Origin of the sequence: Mycobacterium xenopi (genome assembly GCF_009936235.1) — a bacterium.
Lineage (GTDB): Bacteria > Actinomycetota > Actinomycetes > Mycobacteriales > Mycobacteriaceae > Mycobacterium > Mycobacterium xenopi.
On record NZ_AP022314.1, the window covers coordinates 2,072,760 to 2,094,615 of the forward strand.

General features: G+C 68.6%; 1 pseudogene (running past one end of the window). It reads left to right on the forward strand.

Annotated features, from left to right (window positions below):
* A pseudogene (locus MYXE_RS24415) lies at positions 1 to 21,856 on the forward strand (non-ribosomal peptide synthase/polyketide synthase); it runs 14,390 nt beyond the window's last position.

Consider the following 21,856-nt stretch of genomic DNA (forward strand, 5'->3'; position numbering starts at 1 on the left):
ATGGGGGTTGCTGATCGCATGTTTCCGCTGACGCGGGGACAACTCGATATATGGCTTGCGGAAGAAACTGGTCGCTTTGGCGCGAAGTGGCAATTGGGCATGCTGGGGCGCATCGAAAGTGCGCTCGAGCCGGATTTGCTTAAGTCGGCGATCCGTCAAGTAGTTCACGAAGCGGAACCGCTTAGAGCTGCCTTTTTCCAGGTGGACGGCCAGGTCTTCCAAAAGCCCCTTGACTATCCGGACGTCGAGCTTGCCTACTACGATCTCACCGGCTCACATGATCCTGTGCGGGAAGCGCATCGGCTGGCTTCATCGATGCAACGTGCGCCGATGCCGCTTACTGGCCCGCTGTTTAAATTTGCGTTGCTGCAGACGAGCGTCGATGAATCCTATTTTTTCGTGTGTTGCCACCATATCGTGATAGATGGGATCGGTATTGGTCTTATTTGCCATCGTATCGCCGCCGTCTATTCAGCACTTGCCGCTGGCGCTTCTATCCCACCAAGTTTCTTTGGCTCGCTGGGTGATCTCATTGAATACGAGGCAGCTTACGAAGCGTCCACCGATTATCTGGAGGATCAAGCCTATTGGACCAAGAATATTCCGCCGGAAAGCGAATCGCGTTATCGGTTGGCGCGCGCCGCGGCGGAACACGATGGGTATGAGTCTTCTGGGCCGGTTCAATTGGATCCTTTTGTCGTTGACGAGGCGCGCCGGTTGTCGCAGACGCTGGGGGTGCGCCGGGCTTCGGTGATTACCGCGGCGTGCGCGCTGTTGTCACGCGGGTGCGACGGCGAGGGGTCGGAGGTGGTTTTCGATTTCGCGGTAAGCCGGCGCGTGCGCCCGGAAGCACAAACGGTGCCGGGGATGGTTTCCGGCTTTGTACCCCTGGTATTGAAAGCTGCACCGGAGTCTGCAGTTGCTGAGTTTTGTGAACACGTCGACACGCGAATACGCGAAGCGTTGCAGCATCAGCGGTTCCCAGTACACGCTCTTGAGAACAAGGCACGGCCCCGCGGGCCCGGGCAACCTGCGAATCGGACCGTGCTTAATTTCATTCCGACTACACGCTTAGCAGATTTCGCCGGCGCTGCGGGGTGGGGGACGGTGACCCATCCCGGCATCGTGGACCAATTTGGGCTCGTCATCATCAGGGCCGGTGACCAGCTTTATCTCAGCGCGGCGGGCACCGGGGGACCTCTTTCGGATTTTGACGTCTCCGATTTAGCAGAGCGGTTACAGCGGGTATTGACCGCAATGACGGTCGATCCCGGCCGGCCGTTGTCGTCGGTGGATCTGCTCGCCGGTCCCGAGCATGCCCGATTGGATGAGCTCGGTAACCGGGCGGCCTTGGCTGCGGCCGGGCCCGCACCGGCGTCGATCCCGGTGTTGTTTGCCGCGCAGGTGGACCGCACGCCGGACGCGGTGGCGCTGGTATGCGGTGAATGCTCCTGGACCTATCGCGAGCTCGATGAGGCAGCCAACCGGGTCGCGCATTTGCTGGCTGGCCGTGGGGCCGGCCCGGGTGGCTGCGTCGCGCTACTTTTTTCCCGGTCCGCCGAGGCGATCGTGGCGATTTTGGCCGTGCTGAAAACCGGCGCGGCCTATTTGCCGATCGACCCGGCGCTGCCGGCGGCGCGGATCGGGTTCATGCTCGCGGACGCCGCGCCGATCGCGGTGCTTACCACCGGCCGGCTCCGTGATCGGCTGGACGAGTTTGCCGTGCCGGTCCTCGACGTCAACGACCCCGCCGTCGATACCCAATCCAGCACGGAGCTTCTCGGGCCCGCCCCCGACGACATCGCCCACATCATCTACACCTCTGGCACCACCGGGACGCCCAAGGGGGGTTGCCGTCACCCACCACAACGTGACCCGGCTGTTCGACGGGCTAGAAGTTGGCCTGGAGCTGGGCCCGGGCCAGGTGTGGACGCAGTGCCATTCCTATGCGTTCGACTACTCGGTCTGGGAGATCTGGGCTGCGCTGTTGCACGGTGGCCCGGCTGGTCGTGGTGCCCGAGTCGGTGACGCGCTCACCGGAGGATTTCCACGACCTGCTGGTCGATGAGCATGTCAGTGTCTTGAGCCAAACTCCGTCGGCCGTAGGCGTGCTGTCGCCTGAGGGGTTGGATTCGGCGGCCTTGGTGATCGCCGCCGAACCCTGCCCGGGCGAGGTGGTGGATCGCTGGGCGCGGGGTCGGGTGATGGTCAACGCCTACGGGCCGACCGAGACCACGGTGTATGCGTCGATCAGCGCGCCACTGGCGCCGGGGTCGGGGCCGCCACCGATCGGTTTGCCCGTGCCCGGGGCGGCGTTGTTTGTGCTGGATGGTTGGTTGCACCGGGTGCCGGTAGGGGTCGTGGGGGAGTTGTATGTGGCCGGCACCGGCGTGGGGGTCGGTTATGTGGGCCGGCCCGGATTGACCGGGTCGCGGTTCGTGGCCTGTCCGTTCGGGCCACCGGGGTCACGGATGTATCGCACCGGGGATCTCGTGCGCTGGCGCGCCGATGGGCAACTCGACTATCTGGGCCGCGCCGATGAGCAGGTCAAGATCCGCGGCTATCGCATCGAACTCGGTGAGGTGCGCGCGGCCCTGGCCCGCTGCGACGGGGTGGAGCAGGCGGCGGTGATCGCTCGCGAGGACCGTCCCGGGGATAAACGTCTGGTCGGCTATGTCACCGGCTGCGCCGATCCCGTGATGGTGCGCGCCCGGTTGGCCGAGCGGCTGCCGACGTACATGGTGCCGGCCGCGGTGGTGGTGCTCGAAGCGCTGCCCCTGACAGTCAACGGCAAACTCGATACCCGCGCGCTACCTGCACCCGAGTACACCGGTGGCGGGTATCGGCCTCCGACCAGCCCTGTCGAGGAGATCCTGGCCGGCATCTACGCCCAGGTGCTTGGTGTGGAGCGGGTCGGGATCGACGACTCGTTTTTCGAACTGGGCGGCGACAGCATTTCGGCGATGCGGCTGGTCGCGGCGGTCAACACCGGCCTGGACGCTGGCCTTTCGGTGCGCGCGGTGTTCGAGGCGCCCACCGTGGCCCAGTTAGCGACTCTCATCGACGGGGACGGCGGCCGGCTGCCGCGGTTGGTGGCCGGCGCGCGACCGGCGGAGGTGCCGCTGTCGTTTGCCCAGCAGCGGTTGTGGTTCCTCGACAAGTTGCAGGGGCCTTCACCGGTGTACAACATCGCGGCGGCGTTGCGCCTCGGCGGGCGTCTTGATGCCGATGCACTAGGCCAGGCACTTGCCGACGTGGTGGACCGCCATGAGAGCCTGCGCACCCTGTTCCCCGCGGTGGAGGGGACACCCCGGCAGGTGGTCCTGTCTGCTGAGCGTGCCGACTTCGGGTGGGACGTCGTCGATGCCAGTGCTTGGTCGGCCAGCCAGCTGACCGAGGCAATCGGCGCAGCGGCGCGCCGCACGTTCGACCTGGACGCTGAGATTCCGCTTCGGGCAACGCTTTTCCGCCTCACCAGTGACGAGCACGTCCTGGTGGTGGTGGTGCACCATATTGCCGCTGACGGCTGGTCGCTGCGGCCGCTGGCCGCCGACCTGAGCATGGCCTACGCCGATCGGTGCGCCGGGCAGACCCCTGGATGGGCCCCGCTGGCAGTGCAGTACGTCGATTACACGCTGTGGCAGCGTGCGCTGCTAGGCGATCTCGACGACAGCGACAGCCCGATCGCCGCCCAATTGGCTTACTGGCTGGATGCCCTGGACGGTGTACCCGAGCATCTGGAGCTGCCGACCGATCGGCCTTACCCGCCGGTGGCCGACTACCGAGGGACCAGTGTGGCGGTCAACTGGCCGGCGGAGTTGCAGCAACGGATTGCGCGGGTGGCCCGCGAGCACCATGCGAGCAGCTTCATGGTGGTTCAGGCCGCGCTGGCAATGCTTTTGGCGAAGCTCAGCGTCAGCTCCGAGGTGGCGGTGGGGGTTCCGATCGCTGGGCGGCGGGACCCGGTGCTGGACGACTTGGTCGGGTTTTTCGTCAACACGTTGGTGCTGCGGGTCGACCTGGGCGGCAATCCCAGTGTCGCCGAATTGCTGGATCGGGTGCGTCAGCGCAGTTTGGCTGCTTTCGAACATCAAGATGTGCCCTTTGAGGTGCTTGTCGAGCGGCTCAACCCCGCCCGCAGCCTGACTCGTAACCCGTTGGTCCAGGTCATGTTGGCCTGGCAGAACTTCCCCGGTTATACCAGCGACCCGGCCGCCGGACTGGCCTTGGGTGACCTCGAGGTCACCGTCATGCCGGTGGACACCCGCACCGCCCGCATGGATCTGGTGTTTCTGCTGGCCGAACGCTGGAATGACGCCGGCGAGCCGGCCGGGATTTCCGGGGCGGTGGAGTTCCGCACCGATGTGTTCGACACCGCCAGCATCGAGGCGCTGATCGACCGGTTGGAGCGGGTGTTGGTGGCGATGACCGCTGATCCGGGGCGATCGGTGTCGTCGGTGGATGTGCTCGATGAACGCGAGCACGCCCGGCTGGGTGATGTCGGCAACTGGGCGGCGCTGACACAACCGGCGCCTCCGCCGGTGTCGATTCCGGTGTTGTTTGCCGAGCAGGTGGCCCGCAGCCCGGAGGCGGCGGCGCTGACCAGTGGGGAGCAGTCGTGGACCTATCGCCAGGTCGACGAGGCCGCGAACCGCCTGGCCCACTTGTTGGCCGCACACGGTGTGCGCCCGGGCGGGTGCGTGGCGCTGCTGGCGGAACGCTCCGCCGGGGCGGTCGTATCGATTTTGGCGGTGCTCAAGACCGGGGCGTTCTATCTGCCGATCGACCCGGCACACCCGCAGGCGCGCATCGGGTTCATGCTCGATGACGTTGCGCCGACGGCGATTATCACCACGAGTGACCTGGCCGACCGGCTAACCGGGTTTGACGTGCCGGTCATCGACGTCAACGACCCGACTATCGGCAGCCAGCCCGCCACGCCGCTGCCGGTGCCGGCTCCTGACGACATCGCTTACCTGATCTACACCTCGGGCACCACCGGAGTGCCCAAGGGTGTGGCCATCACGCACCAGCACGTCACCCAGATGTTGCAGACGCTGGACGCCGGGCTGCCGCGACCGGGTGTGTGGGCGCACAGCCACTCGTTGGCCTTCGACGTCTCGGTGTGGGAAATCTTCGGGGCACTGCTGCACGGGGGTCGGCTGGTGGTAGTGCCTCCCGCGGTGGTGCGCTCCCCGGAAGAGTTCCGTGCCTTGCTGGTCGCAGAACAGGTCGACGTCTTAAACCAGACGCCTTCGGTAGTCGGGGTGCTGTCGACGAAGGGCTTGGAATCGACGGCGCTGGTGGTGGCCGGGGAAGCGTGCCCGGCCGAGGTGGTGGATCGGTGGGCGCCCGGACGGGTGATGCTCAACGCCTACGGCGAGACCGAAACGTGGTACGCGTCATTCAGCGCGCCGTTGGCCGCGGGTTCAGGGACACCGCCGATCGGCTCGCCGGTGCCGGGGGCGGCGTTGTTTGTGCTGGATAGCTGGTTGCGCCCGGTGCCGGCCGGCGTGGTGGGCGAGTTGTACGTGGCTGGTCGCGGGGTGGCGTGCGGATATTGGCGCCGATCCGCGCTGACGGCGTCGCGGTTTGTGGCCTGCCCGTTCGGCGGCGCTGGGACGCGGATGTACCGCACCGGGGATCTGGTGCGTTGGGGCGCCGACGGGCAGTTGCGCTATGCGGGGCGCGCCGACGAGCAGGTCAAGATCCGCGGCTACCGCATCGAGCTCGGTGAGGTGCAGGCGGCCCTGGCCGGGTTCGCTGGGGTGGAGCAGGCGGCGGTGATCGCCCGCGAGGACCGCCCCGGCGACAAGCGCCTGGTCGGGTATGTCACCGGCACCGCCGACCCGGTCGACATCCGCGCTGCGCTGCGCGAGCGGCTGCCAGCCTATATGGTCCCGGCGGCGGTGGTGGTGCTCGATGCGTTGCCGTTGACCCCCAACGGCAAACTGGACCGCCGCGCCCTGCCCGCACCGGATTACACCGCTGGCGGCTACCGCGCCCCCGGCAGTGTGGTTGAGGAAATTTTGGCCGGTATTTACGCCCAGGTGCTGGGTGTGGACCGGGTTGGCGTCGATGATTCGTTCTTCGATTTGGGTGGGGATTCGCTGTCGGCGATGCGGCTGATCGCGGCGATCAACACCAGCTTGGATGCGGGTCTGTCGGTGCGGGCAGTGTTCGAGGCGCCCACGGTGGCCCAGCTGGCTTCTCATCTCGGCGGGGACGCCGGTCGCCTCGAGCCGTTGGTGGCGGTCGAGCGACCGGCGGTGGTGCCGTTGTCGTTTGCCCAGCAGCGGTTGTGGGTTCTGGATCAGCTGCAGGGGCCGTCACCGGTGTACAACTTGGCGGCGGCGTTGCGCCTTGGTGGGCGTCTTGATGTCGCGGCGTTGGGGGCGGCGCTCGCCGATGTGATCGGCCGCCACGAGAGCTTGCGCACTCTTTTCCCCGCCCCTGAAGGCGTCGCCCAGCAGCTGGTGATTCCCGGTGACCGAGCCGATTTCGGGTGGCAGGTGGTGAATGCCGCCGGCTGGTCGGCCAGCCGGTTGGGCGAGGCCATCGACGTGGTGGCGCGTTACGCGTTCGATTTGGAAACTGAAATCCCTTTGCGCGCAACACTGTTCCGCGCTAGCGACGACGAGCACGTGCTGGTGGTGGTGCTGCATCATATCGCCGCCGACGGCTGGTCGATCACCCCGTTGGTGCGTGATTTGGGGGCGGCGTATGCCAGCCGGTGTGCGGGGCGCGCGCCTAGCTGGGCGCCGTTGGCGGTGCAGTACGCCGATTACACGCTGTGGCAGCGACGGCAGCTGGGTGAACTGGACGATCCGCACAGCCCGATCGCCGGCCAGCTCGCCTATTGGGAGCAGGCCCTGGCCGGGCTGCCGGAGCGTCTTGAGCTGCCCACCGATCGGCCCTACCCGGCGGTGGCCGATCAGCGCGGGGCCAGTGTGGCCGTCCAGTGGCGGCCGAGCTGCAACAGCAGATCACGCGGGTGGCCCGCGAGCACAACGCGACCAGCTTCATGGTGGTCCAGGCCGCCCTGGCGGTGTTGTTGTCGAAGCTGTGCGCCAGCAGTGAGGTCGCGGTGGGGTTCCCGGTCGCAGGCCGGCGTCACCCCGCACTGGACGAGCTGGTCGGGTTTTTCGTCAACACCATGGTCCTGCGGATCGACGTGGGTGGCGATCCCAGTGTCGGTGAGCTGTTAGCGCGGGTGCGCGCAAACACTTTGGAAGCCTTCGAGCATCAGGATGTGCCCTTCGAGGTGCTGGTGGAGCGGCTCAACCCGCCGCGATCCCTGAGCCATCACCCGCTGGTGCAGGTGGCGTTGGCATGGCAAAACCTGCCTTGGCAAGATTCGGTGGCCGGGCTGAGTTTGGGTGACCTGCAGGTGTCTCCGTGGCCGGTCGACACCCGGACCGCGCGGATGGACTTGACGATTTCGTTGGCCGAACGGTACGGCGATGCGGGAGAGCCGGCCGGGATCTACGGCGCGGCGGAGTTTCGCACCGACGTTTTCGACGCCGCCACCATCGAGGCGCTGATCAACCGGGTGCGGTCGGTGTTAGCGGCGGTGACCACCGAGCCCACCCGGCGGCTCTCGACGATTGACGTGGTCGATGCGGCCGAGCACGCCCGCCTGGACGAGGTCGGCAACCGGGCGGCGCTGACCCAGCCTTCGGCGAGCGGGGTATCGGTTCCACGGCTTTTCGCCGAACACGTGCAGCGTGCCCCGCAGGCGGTGGCGGTGGTGTGTGGTGAGCGGTCGTGGACCTATCGCCAGCTCGACGAGGCCGCAAACCGGCTGGCAAACCTGTTGGCTCAGCACGGCGCCGGCCCCGGCGAATGCGTGGGGTTGCTGATGGAACGCTCCGCTGAGGCCGTGGTGGCGATGCTGGCGGTGTTGAAGACCGGGGCCGCCTATCTGCCGATCGATGGGGGGCTTCCTGCGGCGCGTATTGACTTCATGCTCGCCGACGCCGCCCCGGTGGTGGTGATCACCACCGCTGGGCTGGCTGGGCGGCTGGACGGCCACGACCTGCTCGTCGTCGACGTCGACGATGCTTGCAGTGATCGCCAGCCCGCCACCGTCTTGGCTGGGCCGGGCCCGGACGACATCGCCTACCTCATCTACACCTCCGGCACCACCGGGGTGCCCAAGGGTGTGGCGATCACCCACCGCAACGTCACTCAGTTACTGGGGTCATTGGATGCAGGGCTGCCGGCCCCTGGTGTGTGGGCCCACAGTCATTCACTGGCCTTCGATGTGTCGGTGTGGGAGATATTCGGCGCGCTGCTGCGCGGGGGACGGCTTGTGGTCGTGCCCGAGTCGGTCGCGCGCTCGCCGCAAGACTTCCACGATGTGCTGGCTGCGGAACATGTCAACGTGCTGACCCAGACCCCGTCGGCGGTGGCAGTGCTGCCGGCCGACGGGTTGGAGTCGACAGCGCTGGTGGTGGCCGGTGAGGCCTGCCCGGCCGAGGTGGTGGACCGCTGGGCCATCGACCGGGTGATGGTCAATGCGTACGGCCCAACCGAAACGACCATGTGCGTGGCGATCAGCGCGCCGCTGGCGGCGGGGTCGGGGGTCCCGCCGATCGGGTCGCCGGTGGCGGGTGCGGCGTTGTTTGTGCTCGACGGCTGGCTGTGCCCGGTGCCGGCCGGGGTGGTCGGGGAGCTGTATGTGGCTGGCGCCGGGCTGGGCTATGGCTATGTGCGACGAGCGGGGTTGACGGCGTCGCGGTTTGTGGCCTGCCCCTTCGGGCCGGCGGGGTTGCGGATGTATCGCACCGGCGATTTGGTGCGCTGGCGCGCCGATGGGCAGCTGGACTACCTGGGCCGCGCCGACGAGCAGGTCAAGATCCGCGGGTATCGCATCGAACTCGGCGAAATCCAGTCAGCCATAAGCGAATTGGATGGGGTGGAGCAGGCGGTGGTGATCGCCCGCGAGGACCGCCCCGGCGACAAACGCCTGGTGGGCTATGTCACGGGCAACGCCGAGCCAGCCCGGGTCCGCGCCGCACTGGCCCAGCGGCTGCCGGCCTACATGGTGCCTACGGCGGTGGTGGTGTTGGACGCGCTGCCGCTGACGCCCAACGGCAAACTCGACAAACGGGCCCTGCCCGCACCCGACTACGCCGCCGGCCGGTATCGCGCGCCCACTGACGCCGTCGAGGAGATGCTGGCCCGCATCTACGCCGACGTGCTCGGTGTGCAGCGCGTCGGCGTCGACGACTCGTTTTTCGACCTGGGCGGCGACAGCATTTTGGCGATGCAGGTGGTGGCCCGGGCGCGGGCCGCGGGCCTGCTGTGCCGGCCGCGTGACGTGTTCGTCGAGCAGACCGTAGCCGGGCTCGCCGAAGTGGTCCGCATGGCCGGCGGTGAGGTCGCCCCGGTCGACGAAGGCGTGGGCGAGGTGGCCCTGACCCCGATCATGTGCTGGCTGACCGGCGTGGACGGTCCGGTGGAGCAGTTCAACCAAACGATGGTGCTGCAGGCCCCGGACGGAGTAAGCGAAGCCGACGTCGTGGTGCTGTTGCAGGCGTTGCTGGACCGGCACGCCATGCTGCGGCTGCGCGTCGAAGACCACGGCCGCGGGGAATGGTCGCTGATGGTGCCCGAGCCCGGTGCGGTGGATGCCCGCGCCTGCCTGCACACGGTGCAGACGTTTTCTGATGAGGCGCTGATCCGGGCGCGCGGGCGGCTGAGCCCGGCCGCCGGCATAATGCTCGGCGCGCTATGGGTGGCCGATCGCCGCCAGCTGGTGGTGCTGGTTCACCACCTGGCCATCGACGCGGTGTCGTGGCGAATTTTGTTGGAGGACCTCAACACCGCCTGGGCGCAATACCAGGCCGGACAGCCGTTGCAGCTGCCGGCGGCCAGCACGTCGTTTGCCCGGTGGGCTTCACTACTTAGCGCGCATGCCCGCCGCCCCGAAGTCGTGGACCAAGCCGAGACGTGGCGGCAGGTGGCGGCGATCCCGGCGGCGCTACCGGCGCCGCAGCCGGCAGTGGATACCTACGCCACGGCGGGACATGTGTCGGTGGCGCTGGATGTCGACACCACACGCATGGTGCTGGCAGAGGTGCCCGCTGCGGTGCACGCTGGCGTCCACGAGATCCTTGTGATCGCGCTGGGACTGGCCTGCGCGGAACTCGTCGGCACCGATGCGCCGATCGTCATCGACGTGGAAGGCCACGGCCGCCACGACGAACTGGCCCCCGACATCGACCTGTCGCGCACCGTCGGCTGGTTTACCACCACGCACCCGGTGGCGTTGACGCTCGCCGGGCTGTCGTGGCGGCAGGTGCAGGCGGGTGAGGCCGCGCTGGGCGCAGTGTTCAACGACGCCAAAGAGCAGCTTCGCTCGCTGCCGCACCCGCTGACTTACGGCTTGCTGCGCTACCTGAACCCGGAGGTGGAGTTACCGGGATCGGGCCCGACGATCGGGTTCAACTACCTGGGTCGGCTTTCCGCCGCGGAGACCGCCGACACCGCCGACACCGCCGAGCAGGCGTGGCGGCTAAGCCCGGACAGTTCGGCGATCAGCGCCGCGGCCGCCGCGATCCCCATGCCGCTGCCGCATTGCGTCGAACTCAACGCCGTCACCGTCGACACCGACGTCGGCCCTCAGTTACACGGCGACTGGAGGTGGGCCCGCTCGGCGCTCGATCACACGGCGGTGGACCGGTTGGGCCGGTTGTGGTGTGAGGCCCTGGCCGGTATCTGCGCTTACGTGCGAGCCGGCGGCCGCGGGCTGAGCCCCTCCGATGTCGCACCGGCCCGGCTCAGCCAGTCCGACATCGACGAGCTGCAGCGTCACTACGCGATCGCCGATATCTTGCCGTTGACTCCCCTGCAGCAGGGGCTGCTCTTCCACGCTCAGGCCGCCCGCGACGGCGACGACCTGTATGCAGTCCAAGTCGATATCGAGCTGAGCGGCGCCGTCGATCGGCAGCGCCTGCGCGAGGCGGTGCACACGGTCATCACCCGGTACCCGCACCTGGTGGCCCGATTCTGCAGCCGATACGACGAGCCGGTGCAGATCATCCTCGCCGACCCCGTCGCGCCGTGGCGCGCAATCCAGCTTGGCGGCGACGGTGACGACCCCGACCAGCAGATCCAGCGGCTATGCGCGGCCGAACGCGCCGCAGTCGCCGACCTGGACCAGCCGGCGTTTCGGGCGGCATTGATCCACGCCGCCCGGGTCGGCACCGACTGGTGCTGACCATGCACCACATCGTGGTGGATGGCTGGTCGCTGCCGATCCTGCTCGGTGAAATATTCGCCAGCTATCACGGCCAGCCGCTGGCCGCGCCCGGGCCGTATCGCCGGTACATGCGCTGGCTGGCCGATCGCGACCCTGAGGCTGCCCGCGCCGTCTGGGGCACGGTGCTTGACGGTCTCGAGGCACCCACGTTGCTGTGCCCGGCGCGCCGGCGCGGGCCAGGCGGGCGCGACGCTCGATCGGTGCGGCTGCCGACCGATACCACCAGCGCGGTTAGCGAACTGGCCCGTCGCGCGCACACGACCGTCAACACCGTGCTGCAAGCCGCTTACGCGCAGCTGTTGTGCTGGTTGACCGGCCAGCATGACGTGGTGTTCGGCACGACAGTCTCGGGTCGGCCCGCCGACCTGGTCGGGGCGGACTCAATGGTGGGCCTTTTCATCAACACGGTGCCGGTGCGGGCGCGCCTAACCGCGGAAACCACCACCGCCGAGCTGCTGGAGCAGCTGCGGTGCGCCCACAATCAGACCCTGGAATATCAGCATCTGGCGCTGTCCGAGATTCAGCGGCTCACCGGGCACGACCAGCTGTTCGACACCCTGTTCGCCTACGAGAACTACCCGGTGGACGCTGCTGCGCTGGCCGGCGACAGCGGACTGGCCGTCGCAGATATCCATTTCCGCGAATCCACCCATTACCCGCTGACGGTGGTGGCAATGCCGGGCCATCAGCTGGGGCTTCGCGTCGAATACGACACCGATGTGTTCGACGCCGACGGCATCGAAGTGCTGATCGAGCGTTTCGCGCGGCTGCTGATCGCGATGACGTCGGATCCGGCCCGGCGGCTCTCGGCGGTGGATCTGCTCGATGAGCCCGAGCATGCCCGGTTGGATGGGTGGGGCAACCGGGTGGTGTTGACCGAGGCGTCGGTCACCGGCGAGTCGGTTCCCGCGTTGTTCGCCGCCCAAGTCGAGCGCAGCCCGGAGGCGGTGGCGCTGACCTGCGACGGCCGCTCAATGACGTACCGAGAGCTGGACGAGGCCGCCAACCGGTTGGCGCACCTGCTGGGCGCTCATGGCGCCGGCCCCGGCAAGTGCGTCGCGCTGCTGATGGAGCGTTCAGCCCAGGCCGTGATCGCAATCTTGGCGGTGCTGAAGACCGGGGCGGCGTATCTGCCCATCGACCCGGCGCATCCGCGGGCGCGGACCGATTTCATGCTCGCCGACGCCGAGCCGATCGTCGCGATCACCACCGCCGAACTGGCCGATCGGTTCGACGGGTTCGCGCTGCCTGTCATCGATGTCGACGACCCCGCCGTCGAGTTTCAGCCCAGCACACCACCACTGGCGCCGGACCCGGACGATATCGCCCACATCATCTACACGTCGGGCACCACGGGCACCCCCAAGGGAGTGGCCGTCACCCACCGCAACGTCGTCCGGCTGTTCGACTCACGACAGGTGGGCCTGGAACTGGCACCCGGGCAGGTGTGGACGCAGTGCCATTCCTTGGCGTTCGACTACTCGGTGTGGGAGATCTGGGGTGCGCTGCTGCACGGCGGGCGGCTGGTGGTGGTGCCGGACTCGGTGACGCGTTCCCCAACGGTTTTCCACGACCTGCTAGTGGCTGACCACGTCACCGTCTTAAGTCAAACCCCTTCTGCCGCAGCGATGTTGTCCCCCCAGGGGCTTGATGCAGCGGCGTTGATGGTGGCGGGCGAGGCGTGCCCGGCCGAGGTGGTGGACCGGTGGGCGCCCGGGCGGGTGATGGTCAACGGCTACGGCCCGACCGAGACCACGGTGTATGCGGCGGTGAGTGCGCCGCTGGTTGCGGGGGCGGGCACGGTGCCGATCGGCTCGCCGGTGTCGGGGGCGGCGCTGTTCGTGCTGGACGGGTGGTTGCGCCCGGTGTCGCCCGGGGTGGTGGGCGAGTTGTATGTCGCGGGCGCCGGGGTGGGGTGCGGGTATTGGCGGCGGGCGGGGTTGACCGCATCGCGGTTTGTGGCCTGCCCGTTCGGCGGATCGGGGGCACGCATGTATCGCACTGGGGATCTGGTGTGCTGGCGTGCCGACGGGCAGCTGGAGTATCGAGGCCGGGCCGACGAGCAGGTCAAGATTCGCGGCTATCGCATCGAACTCGGCGAAATCCAGGCAGCGCTCAGCCAATTGGAGGGGGTGGAGCAGGCGGCGGTGATCGCCCGCGAAGACCACCCCGGCCACAAACGCCTGGTCGGCTACCTGACCGGCAGCGCCGACCCCGCCCAGGTGCGTGAGAAGCTCGCCGAGCGGCTGCCGGCCTACATGGTCCCGGCCGCGGTGGTGGTGCTCGATGCGCTGCCGGTGACGGTCAACGGCAAACTCGACAAACGCGCCCTGCCCGCCCCCGAATACCTCGCCGGCCACTACCGCGCTCCGACCACCGCCATGGAGGAGATCCTGGCCGGCATCTACGCCCAGGTCCTCGGCCACGAGCGGGTCGGCGTCGACGACTCCTTCTTCGACCTCGGCGGCGACAGCATCTCCGCGATGCGCCTCATCGCGGCGATCAACACCAGCCTGGATGCCGATGTTTCGGTGCGCGCGGTGTTCGAGGCGCCCACCGTCGCCCAACTGGCGGCCCAGATCGGTGGCGGCAGTCGGTTGCCCCGGTTGGCACCGGTGGAGCGACCGGCGGTGCTGCCGTTGTCGTTTGCTCAGCAGCGGCTGTGGTTCCTGGACCAGTTCCAGGGGCCCTCACCGGTGTACAACATGGCGCTGGCGTTGCAGTTGCGCGGGCCGCTTGTTGCCGCCGCGTTGGCCCAAGCGCTGGCCGATGTGGTAGGCCGCCACGAGAGCCTGCGTACGGTGTTCCCCACCCTCGACGGAACACCTCAGCAGCTAATAGTACCGCCTGAGCGGGCTGATTTCGGGTGGCATGTCGTCGATGCCGGCGACTGGCCGGCGAGCCAGCTGGATGAGGCCCTCGGGTCCGCGGCGCGTTACACGTTCGATCTGGCCACCGAGATCCCTTTGTGGGCAAGGCTTTTCCGCCTCGCCGACGACGAACACGTCCTGCTGGTAGTGGTGCACCACATCGCCGTCGACGGTTGGTCGCTCAGGCCGCTGGTGCGTGACCTCGGTGAGGCCTACGCCAGCCGGTGCACGGGGCGGGACCCCGATTGGCCCCAGTTGGCGGTGCAGTACGCCGATTACACGCTGTGGCAGCGTGAGCAGTTCGGCGATCTGGACGACAGCGATAGCCCGATCGCCGCGCAGCTGGCCTATTGGGAGCAGGCGCTGGCCGGGCTTCCGGAGCGTGTTGATCTGCCCACCGACCGGCCCTACCCGCCGGTCGCCGATCACCGCGGCGCCAGTATGGCGATCAACTGGCCCGCCGAGGTGCAACTGCGGGTGGCCCGCGCTGCCCGCGAGCACAACGCGACCAGCTTCATGGTGATGCAGGCCGCTTTGGCGGTGCTGCTGTCCAAGCTCAGCGCGAGCACGGAAGTGGCGGTCGGGTTTCCCATCGCCGGGCGGCGCGACCCGGCCCTCGATGAGCTGGTCGGGATATTCGTCAACACCCTGGTCTTGCGGGTGGATTTGACGGGTGATCCCAGCTTCGCTGACTTGCTGGCCCAGGTGCGCTCCCGCTGCCTGGCCGCCTACGAACACCAGGACGTGCCCTTCGAGGTGCTCGTCGATCGGCTCAACCCCACCCGAAGCCTGGCCCATCACCCCCTCATCCAAGTGGTGCTGGCCTTACAAAACCTTCCCGGGCAAGGCAGCGACCCCGCGGCCGGGCTGCACGTGGGTGATCTGCAGGTTACGCCGATGTCGGTCGATACCCGGACCGCCCGGATGGACTTGGTGTTCAACCTGGCCGAACGGTGGAGCGAGACGGGTGAGCCGGCCGGGATCGGCGGTGGGGTCGAATTCCGCACCGACGTTTTCGACGCAGCCAGCATCCAGACACTAATCGAGCGCTTCGAACGGGTATTGACGGCGCTCACCGGGGAGCCGGCGCAGCGACTGGCGTCGATCGATGTGCTGGATGGCCGTGAACATGCCCTGCTTCGGCAGTGGGGCAACCGCGCGGCGCTGACCGCGCCGGAACCCCCGCGGTGTCGATCCCGGAGGTCTTCGCCGCGCAAGCGCAGCGCACCCCGGAGGCGGTGGCGCTGATGTGCGGCGAACGCGGGTGGACTTATCGCGAGCTCGATGAGCGGGCAAACCGGCTGGCGCACCTGCTGGCAGGTAACCGGGCGAGCCCAGAAGCGTGCGTGGCGCTGCTGTTGTCCCGGTCCGCCGAGGCGGTGGCGGCGATCCTGGCGGTGCTCAAGACCGGTGCGGCTTACCTGCCGATCGACCCGGCGCTGCCGGCCGACCGCATCGGGTTCATGCTCGCCGACGCCGCACCGGTGGCAGTGATCACCACTGCAGACTTGGTCGACCGGCTGCCGCCTAGTGACCTGGTGGTCATCGACGTCGACGACCCACGCATCCAGGCCTACCCCTGCACCGCTTTACCCGCACCGGCCCCTTCTGACGTCGCGTACCTGATCTACACCTCCGGCACCACCGGGCTCCCCAAGGGCGTGGCCGTCACTCACCGAAGCGTGACCCAACTGTTGGCGTCGCTCGATACGCACCTGCCGGCCGGGGTGTGGAGCCACTGCCATTCGCTGGCGTTCGACGTCTCGGTGTGGGAGATCTTTGGCGCCCTGCTACGTGGCGGGCGGCTGGTGGTGATCCCGGAGTCGGTGGCGCGCTCACCGCAAGATTTGCACGGCGTGCTGGCCAGTGAGCGGGTGGGTGTGCTCACCGAAACACCGTCCGCGGTGGCGCTGCTCTCGCCTGAGGGGTTGGAGTCGCTCGCGTTGGTGGTGGCCGGGGAGGCGTGCCCGGCTGAGGTGGTGGATCGGTGGGCGCCGGGGCGGGTGATGGTCAACGCCTACGGGCCGACCGAAACCACGATGTGCGTGGCGGTCAGCGCCCCACTGGCCCCGGGTTCGGGGGCCCCGCCGATCGGCTCGCCGGTGGGTGGCGCCGCACTATTCGTGCTGGACCGCTGGCTGCGCCCGGTGCCGCCCGGGGTGGTGGGCGAGTTGTACGTGGCCGGCGGCGGACTGGCATACGGCTATGTGCGCCGGAACGCGTTGACGGCCTCCCGGTTCGTGGCGTGCCCATTCGGGCGGCCCGGCGCGCGCATGTATCGCACCGGGGATCTGGTGTGTTGGCGTGCTGACGGGCAGCTGCAATATCAAGGCCGCGCCGACGAGCAGGTCAAGATCCGCGGGTATCGCATCGAACTCGGCGAAATCCAGGCCGCTCTGGCCGGGCTGAACGGGGTGGAGCAGGCGGCGGTGCTCGCGCGCGAGGACCGCCCCGGCGACAAACGTCTGATCGCGTACATCACCGGCACCGCAGAACCGGCCCAGGTGCGCAGCACGCTGGCCGAGCAGCTGCCCGAGTACATGATCCCGGCGGCGGTGGTGCCGTTACCGCAGCTGCCGTTGACACCCAACGGCAAGCTTGACACCCGCGCCCTGCCCGCCCCGGACCACGTCGCCGGCGGGTATCGGGCCCCGGGCAACGCCGTCGAGGAGATCGTCGCCGGCATCTACGCGCAGGTGTTCGGGCTGGAGCGGGTCGGGGTCGACGAGTCGTTCACCGACCTCGGTGGCGATTCCCTGTCGGCGATGAGGGTGATTGCCGCGCTCAACGCCAGCGTGAACGCCGAACTTTCGGTGCGCGCCGTGTTCGAGTCGCCGACGGTGGCGCAGTTGGCTTCCCGCATCGGTGCGGGCGCCAGTCGGCTGCCGCGGTTGATGGCGGTCGAGCGGCCCGCGGTGGTGCCATTGTCGTTTGCCCAGCAGCGCGTGTGGTTTATCGACCAGCTGCAAGGGCCGTCACCGGTTCACAACATCGCGGCTGCGCTGCGGTTGACGGGTGGACTTGACGTTGCGGCGTTGGGTGCGGCGCTAGGCGATGTGCTGGCCCGCCACGAAAGCCTGCGCACCGTATTCCCCACCGTCGAAGGAACGCCCCAGCAGCTGGTGATCCCAAGCGAGCGAGCCGATTTCGGGTGGCATGTTGTTGAGGCCAGCGGCTGGTCGGCGAGCCAGCTGGAAGAGGAGATCGGCGCGGTAGCGCGTTATCCGTTCAACCTGGACTCTGAAATCCCTTTGCGAGCAAGGATTTTCCGCGTCGCAGACGAGGAGCACGTGTTGGTGGTGGTGGTGCACCATATCGCCGCCGATGGCTGGTCGCTCACCCCGCTGGTGCGTGATCTGGGGGTGGCGTATGCCAGCAGGCGTGCCGGGCGGGCTCCCGACTGGGATCCGCTGCCGGTGCAATACGCCGACTACACGCTGTGGCAGCGCCAGCATCTCGGTGACCTCGATGACCGCGACAGCCCCATCGCCGCCCAGCTCGCCTACTGGGAGCAGGCCTTGGCGGGACTGCCCGAGCACCTGGATTTGCCCACCGATCGGCCGTATCCGGCGGTGGCCGATCAGCGCGGCGCCACGGTGGCCGTCGACTGGCCGGCCGAAATGCAGCAGCAGATCACCCGGTTAGCCCGCGAGCACAACGCGACCAGCTTCATGGTCATCCAGGCCGCGCTGGCGGTGTTGTTGTCGAAGCTGAGCGCCGGCACCGATGTGGCGATCGGGTTCCCCATCGCCGGGCGCCGCGACCCCGCCCTCGACGAGCTGGTGGGATTTTTCGTCAACACGTTGGTGCTACGAGTGGATCTGGCCGGCGACCCCAGCGTTGCTGAACTCCTGGATCAGGTGCGCCGGCGCAGCCTGGCCGCCTACGAGCATCAGGACGTGCCCTTCGAGGCGCTCGTGGAGCGGCTCAACCCCGCCCGAAGCCTGACCCATCACCCGCTGGTGCAGGTCATGTTGGCCTGGCAGAACCTTCCCTGGCAGGACTCTCCCGGGCTGACCCTGGGTGACCTCGAGGTCGTGCCGCTGCCGGTGGAGAGCCGGTCGGCCCGCATGGATTTGGTGTTCAACCTGGCCGAACGGTGGACCGAGACGGGCGAGCCGGCCGGCATCGGCGGAGGCGTGGAGTTTCGCACCGACGTGTTCGACCCGGTCAACGTCGAGGCGCTGATCGACCGGTTGGCGCGCGTGGTGGCGGCGATGACCGCCGAACCGGAGCAGCGGCTGTCAGGCATTGATGTGGTCGACGCCGACGAGCACGCCTGCCTGCAGCAGTGGGGCAACCGCGCGGTGCTGACCACGCCGGCGGGCCCGGCGGTGTCGATCCCGGAACTGTTCGCCGCGCAGGTCGCCCGGGCCCCGGAGGCCGTGGCGGTCAGGTGCGACGGCCGGTCCATGACTTATCGCGAGCTCGAAGGCTCGGCCAACCGGCTGGCGCATCTGCTGGCCGCTCATGGTGCGGGCCCGGGCCAGTGCGTGGGGCTGCTGATGCAGCGCTCGGCCGAGGCGGTGACCGCGATCCTGGCGATCCTCAAAACCGGGGCCGCGTATGTGCCCATCGACGCCGCGCACCCGCGCGCGCGGATCGAGTTCCTGCTCGCCGACGCCGCCCCGGTGGCCGTGCTCACCATCGCCCCGCTGGCCGACCGGCTGGACGGGTTTGACGTGCCGGTCATCGACGCGGACGACCCCCGCACCCAGGCCTACCCCGGCACGGGCTTGCCGGCGCCGGACCCCGACGACGTCGCCTACCTGATCTACACCTCCGGAACCACCGGCGTGCCCAAAGGGGTGGCCGTCACGCACCGCAACGCGACCGGCTTGGTGGCGTCGCTTGACGAGTATCTGCCAGCCGGGGTGTGGGCGCACGGTCATTCGCTGGCCTTCGACGTGTCGGTGTGGGAGATGTTCGGCGCGCTGCTACGTGGTGGGCGGCTGGTGGTGGTACCGGAACCGGTGGCGCGCAGCCCCCAAGACTTCCACGACCTGCTGGTCGGCGAACAGGTCGGCGTGCTCACCGAAACCCCTTCGGCCGCAGCAGTATTGCCGGAGGAGGGGCTGGGCTCGCTGGCGCTGGTGGTGGCCGGAGAGGCCTGCCCGGCGGAGGTGGTGGATCGGTGGGCGACGGGCCGGGTGATGCTCAACGCATACGGGCCCACCGAGACCACCATGTGCGTGGCGATCAGTGCGCCGCTGGAGCCCGGCGCTGGGGCACCGCCGATCGGCTCGCCGGTGCCGAGGGCGGCGTTGTTCGTCCTGGATCACTGGCTGCGCCCGGTGCCGCCGGGTGTGGTGGGGGAGTTGTATGTGGCCGGCGCCGGGCTTGGCATCGGCTATTGGCGGCGGGCCGCTTTGACCGGGTCGCGGTTCGTGGCCTGCCCGTTCGGTGGCGCAGGGTCGCGGATGTATCGCAGCGGCGATCTGGTGCGCTGGCGCGGCGACGGGCAGCTGGATTATCTGGGCCGCGCCGACGAGCAAGTCAAGATCCGCGGCTATCGCATCGAACTCGGCGAAGTCCAGGCGGCGTTGAGCACGCTGGACGGGGTCGAGCAGGCTGCGGTGATCGCCCGCGAGGACCGCCCCGGCGACAAACGTCTGGTCGGCTACTTCACCGGCGCGGCCGACCCCGCCGAGCTTCGCGCCCAGCTGGCCCGGCGGCTGCCCGGCTACATGATCCCCGCCGCGGTCGTGGTGTTGGACGCCTTGCCGCTGACCGTCAACGGCAAACTGGACACCCGCGCGCTGCCCGCCCCCGAATACACCGCCGACAAGTATCGGGCGCCGACCAACGCCGTCGAGGAGATCCTGGCCGGCATCTACGCCCAGATCCTGGGGCTGGAACGGGTCGGGGTCGACGACTCGTTCTTCGACCTCGGCGGGGACAGCATCTCGGCGATGCGGCTGATCGCCGCCGTCAACAGCAGCGTGGATGCCGACGTTTCGGTGCGCACGGTGTTCGAGGCGCCCACCGTCGCCCAATTGGCGTCGCGAGTGAGCGTGGGTGTGGGCCGGTTGCCGCGGCTGGTGGCGATGCAGCGGCCGGCGGTGGTGCCGTTGTCGTTTGCCCAGCAGCGGTTGTGGTTCCTGGATCAACTGCAGGGGCCGTCACCGGTGTACAACCTGGCGGCAGCGCTGCGGCTGCGCGGGCGGCTTGACGCCGACGCGCTGGGCCGGGCTTTGGCCGATGTAGTGGCTCGCCACGAGAGCCTGCGCACCCTGTTTCCCGCACCGGACGGCGTCGCCCAGCAGGCGGTGCTGCCGGCCGACGAGCCGCCCGATTTCGGTTGGCAGCTCATCGATGCCACCGGCTGGCCGGCAAGCCGGCTGGACGAGGCCGTCAACTCGGCAGCACGCTACACATTCGATTTGTCCGCCGAAATCCCCTTGCGCGCACAGCTTTTCCGCGTTAGCGACGACGAGCACGTGTTGGTGGTGGTGGTGCACCATATCGCCGCCGACGGCTGGTCGATCACCCCGCTGGTACGTGACCTGGGCGAGGCCTACACCAGCCGGCGTGCCGGGCGGGCGCCCGACTGGGATCAGCTGCCGGTGCAATACGCCGATTACACGCTGTGGCAGCGCGCCCAGCTCGGCGACCTCGACGACAGCGACAGCCCCATCGCCGCGCAACTCGGATACTGGGAACAGGCGCTAGCCGGCCTGCCCGAGCGCCTGCAGCTGCCCACCGATCGGCCTTATCCGCCGGTGGCTGATCAGCGTGGCGCCGCGGTGGCGATCGACTGGCCGGCCGACCTGCAGCAGCGAGTGGCGCGCCTGGCGCGTGAGCACAACGCGACCAGTTTCATGGTGCTCGCGGCGGGGCTGGCGGTGCTGTTGTCGAAGCTGAGCGCCAGCACCGATGTGGCGGTGGGTTTCCCCATCGCGGGGCGGCGCGACCCCGCGCTGGAGGGCCTGGTGGGGCTCTTCGTCAACACCTTGGTGCTGCGTGTCGACCTGGCCGGCGACCCAAGCGCGGCTGAGCTGCTGGCCCAGGTTCGGTCGCGCAGCGTGGCCGGCTACGAACACCAGGATGTGCCGTTCGAGGCGCTGGTGGAACGGCTCAACCCGTCCCGGTCCTTGACTCATCACCCGCTGGTGCAGGTGGCGTTGGCCTGGCAGAACCTGCCCTGGCAGGACCCCGCCGCGGGGCTGACCCTGGGCGACCTCGAGGCCGCGCCGCTGCCCGTCAACACCCAGACCGCCCGGATGGATATGACGTTTTCGCTGGCCGAGCGCTGGAGCGAGACGGGTGAGCCTGCCGGGATTGGCGGGGCGGTGGAGTTTCGCACCGATGTGTTCGACGCCGCCAGCGTCGAGGCGCTGATCGAGCGGTTCCGGCGGGTGTTGACGGCGCTGACCGCCGATCCAACCCGGCGGCTGTCGTCGGTGGATTTGCTGGACGACGCCGAGCATGCCCGGCTGGACGTGCTCGGTAACCGAGCGGTGTTGGGCCGGCCCGACCCCACGCCGGCGTCGGTTCCGGAGGTGTTCGCCGCCCAGGTCACTCGCAACCCGGAGGCAGTGGCGCTGAGGTGCGGCGAGCGGTCGTGGAGCTACCTGGAAGTTGACCAGGCCGCCAACCGGTTGGCGCATCTGCTGGCCGGCCACGGCGCTCGCCCCGGCACGTGCGTGGCGCTGCTGATGCCGCGGTCGGCTGAAGCCGTGGTGGCGATCGTGGCGGTGCTGAAAACCGGGGCCGC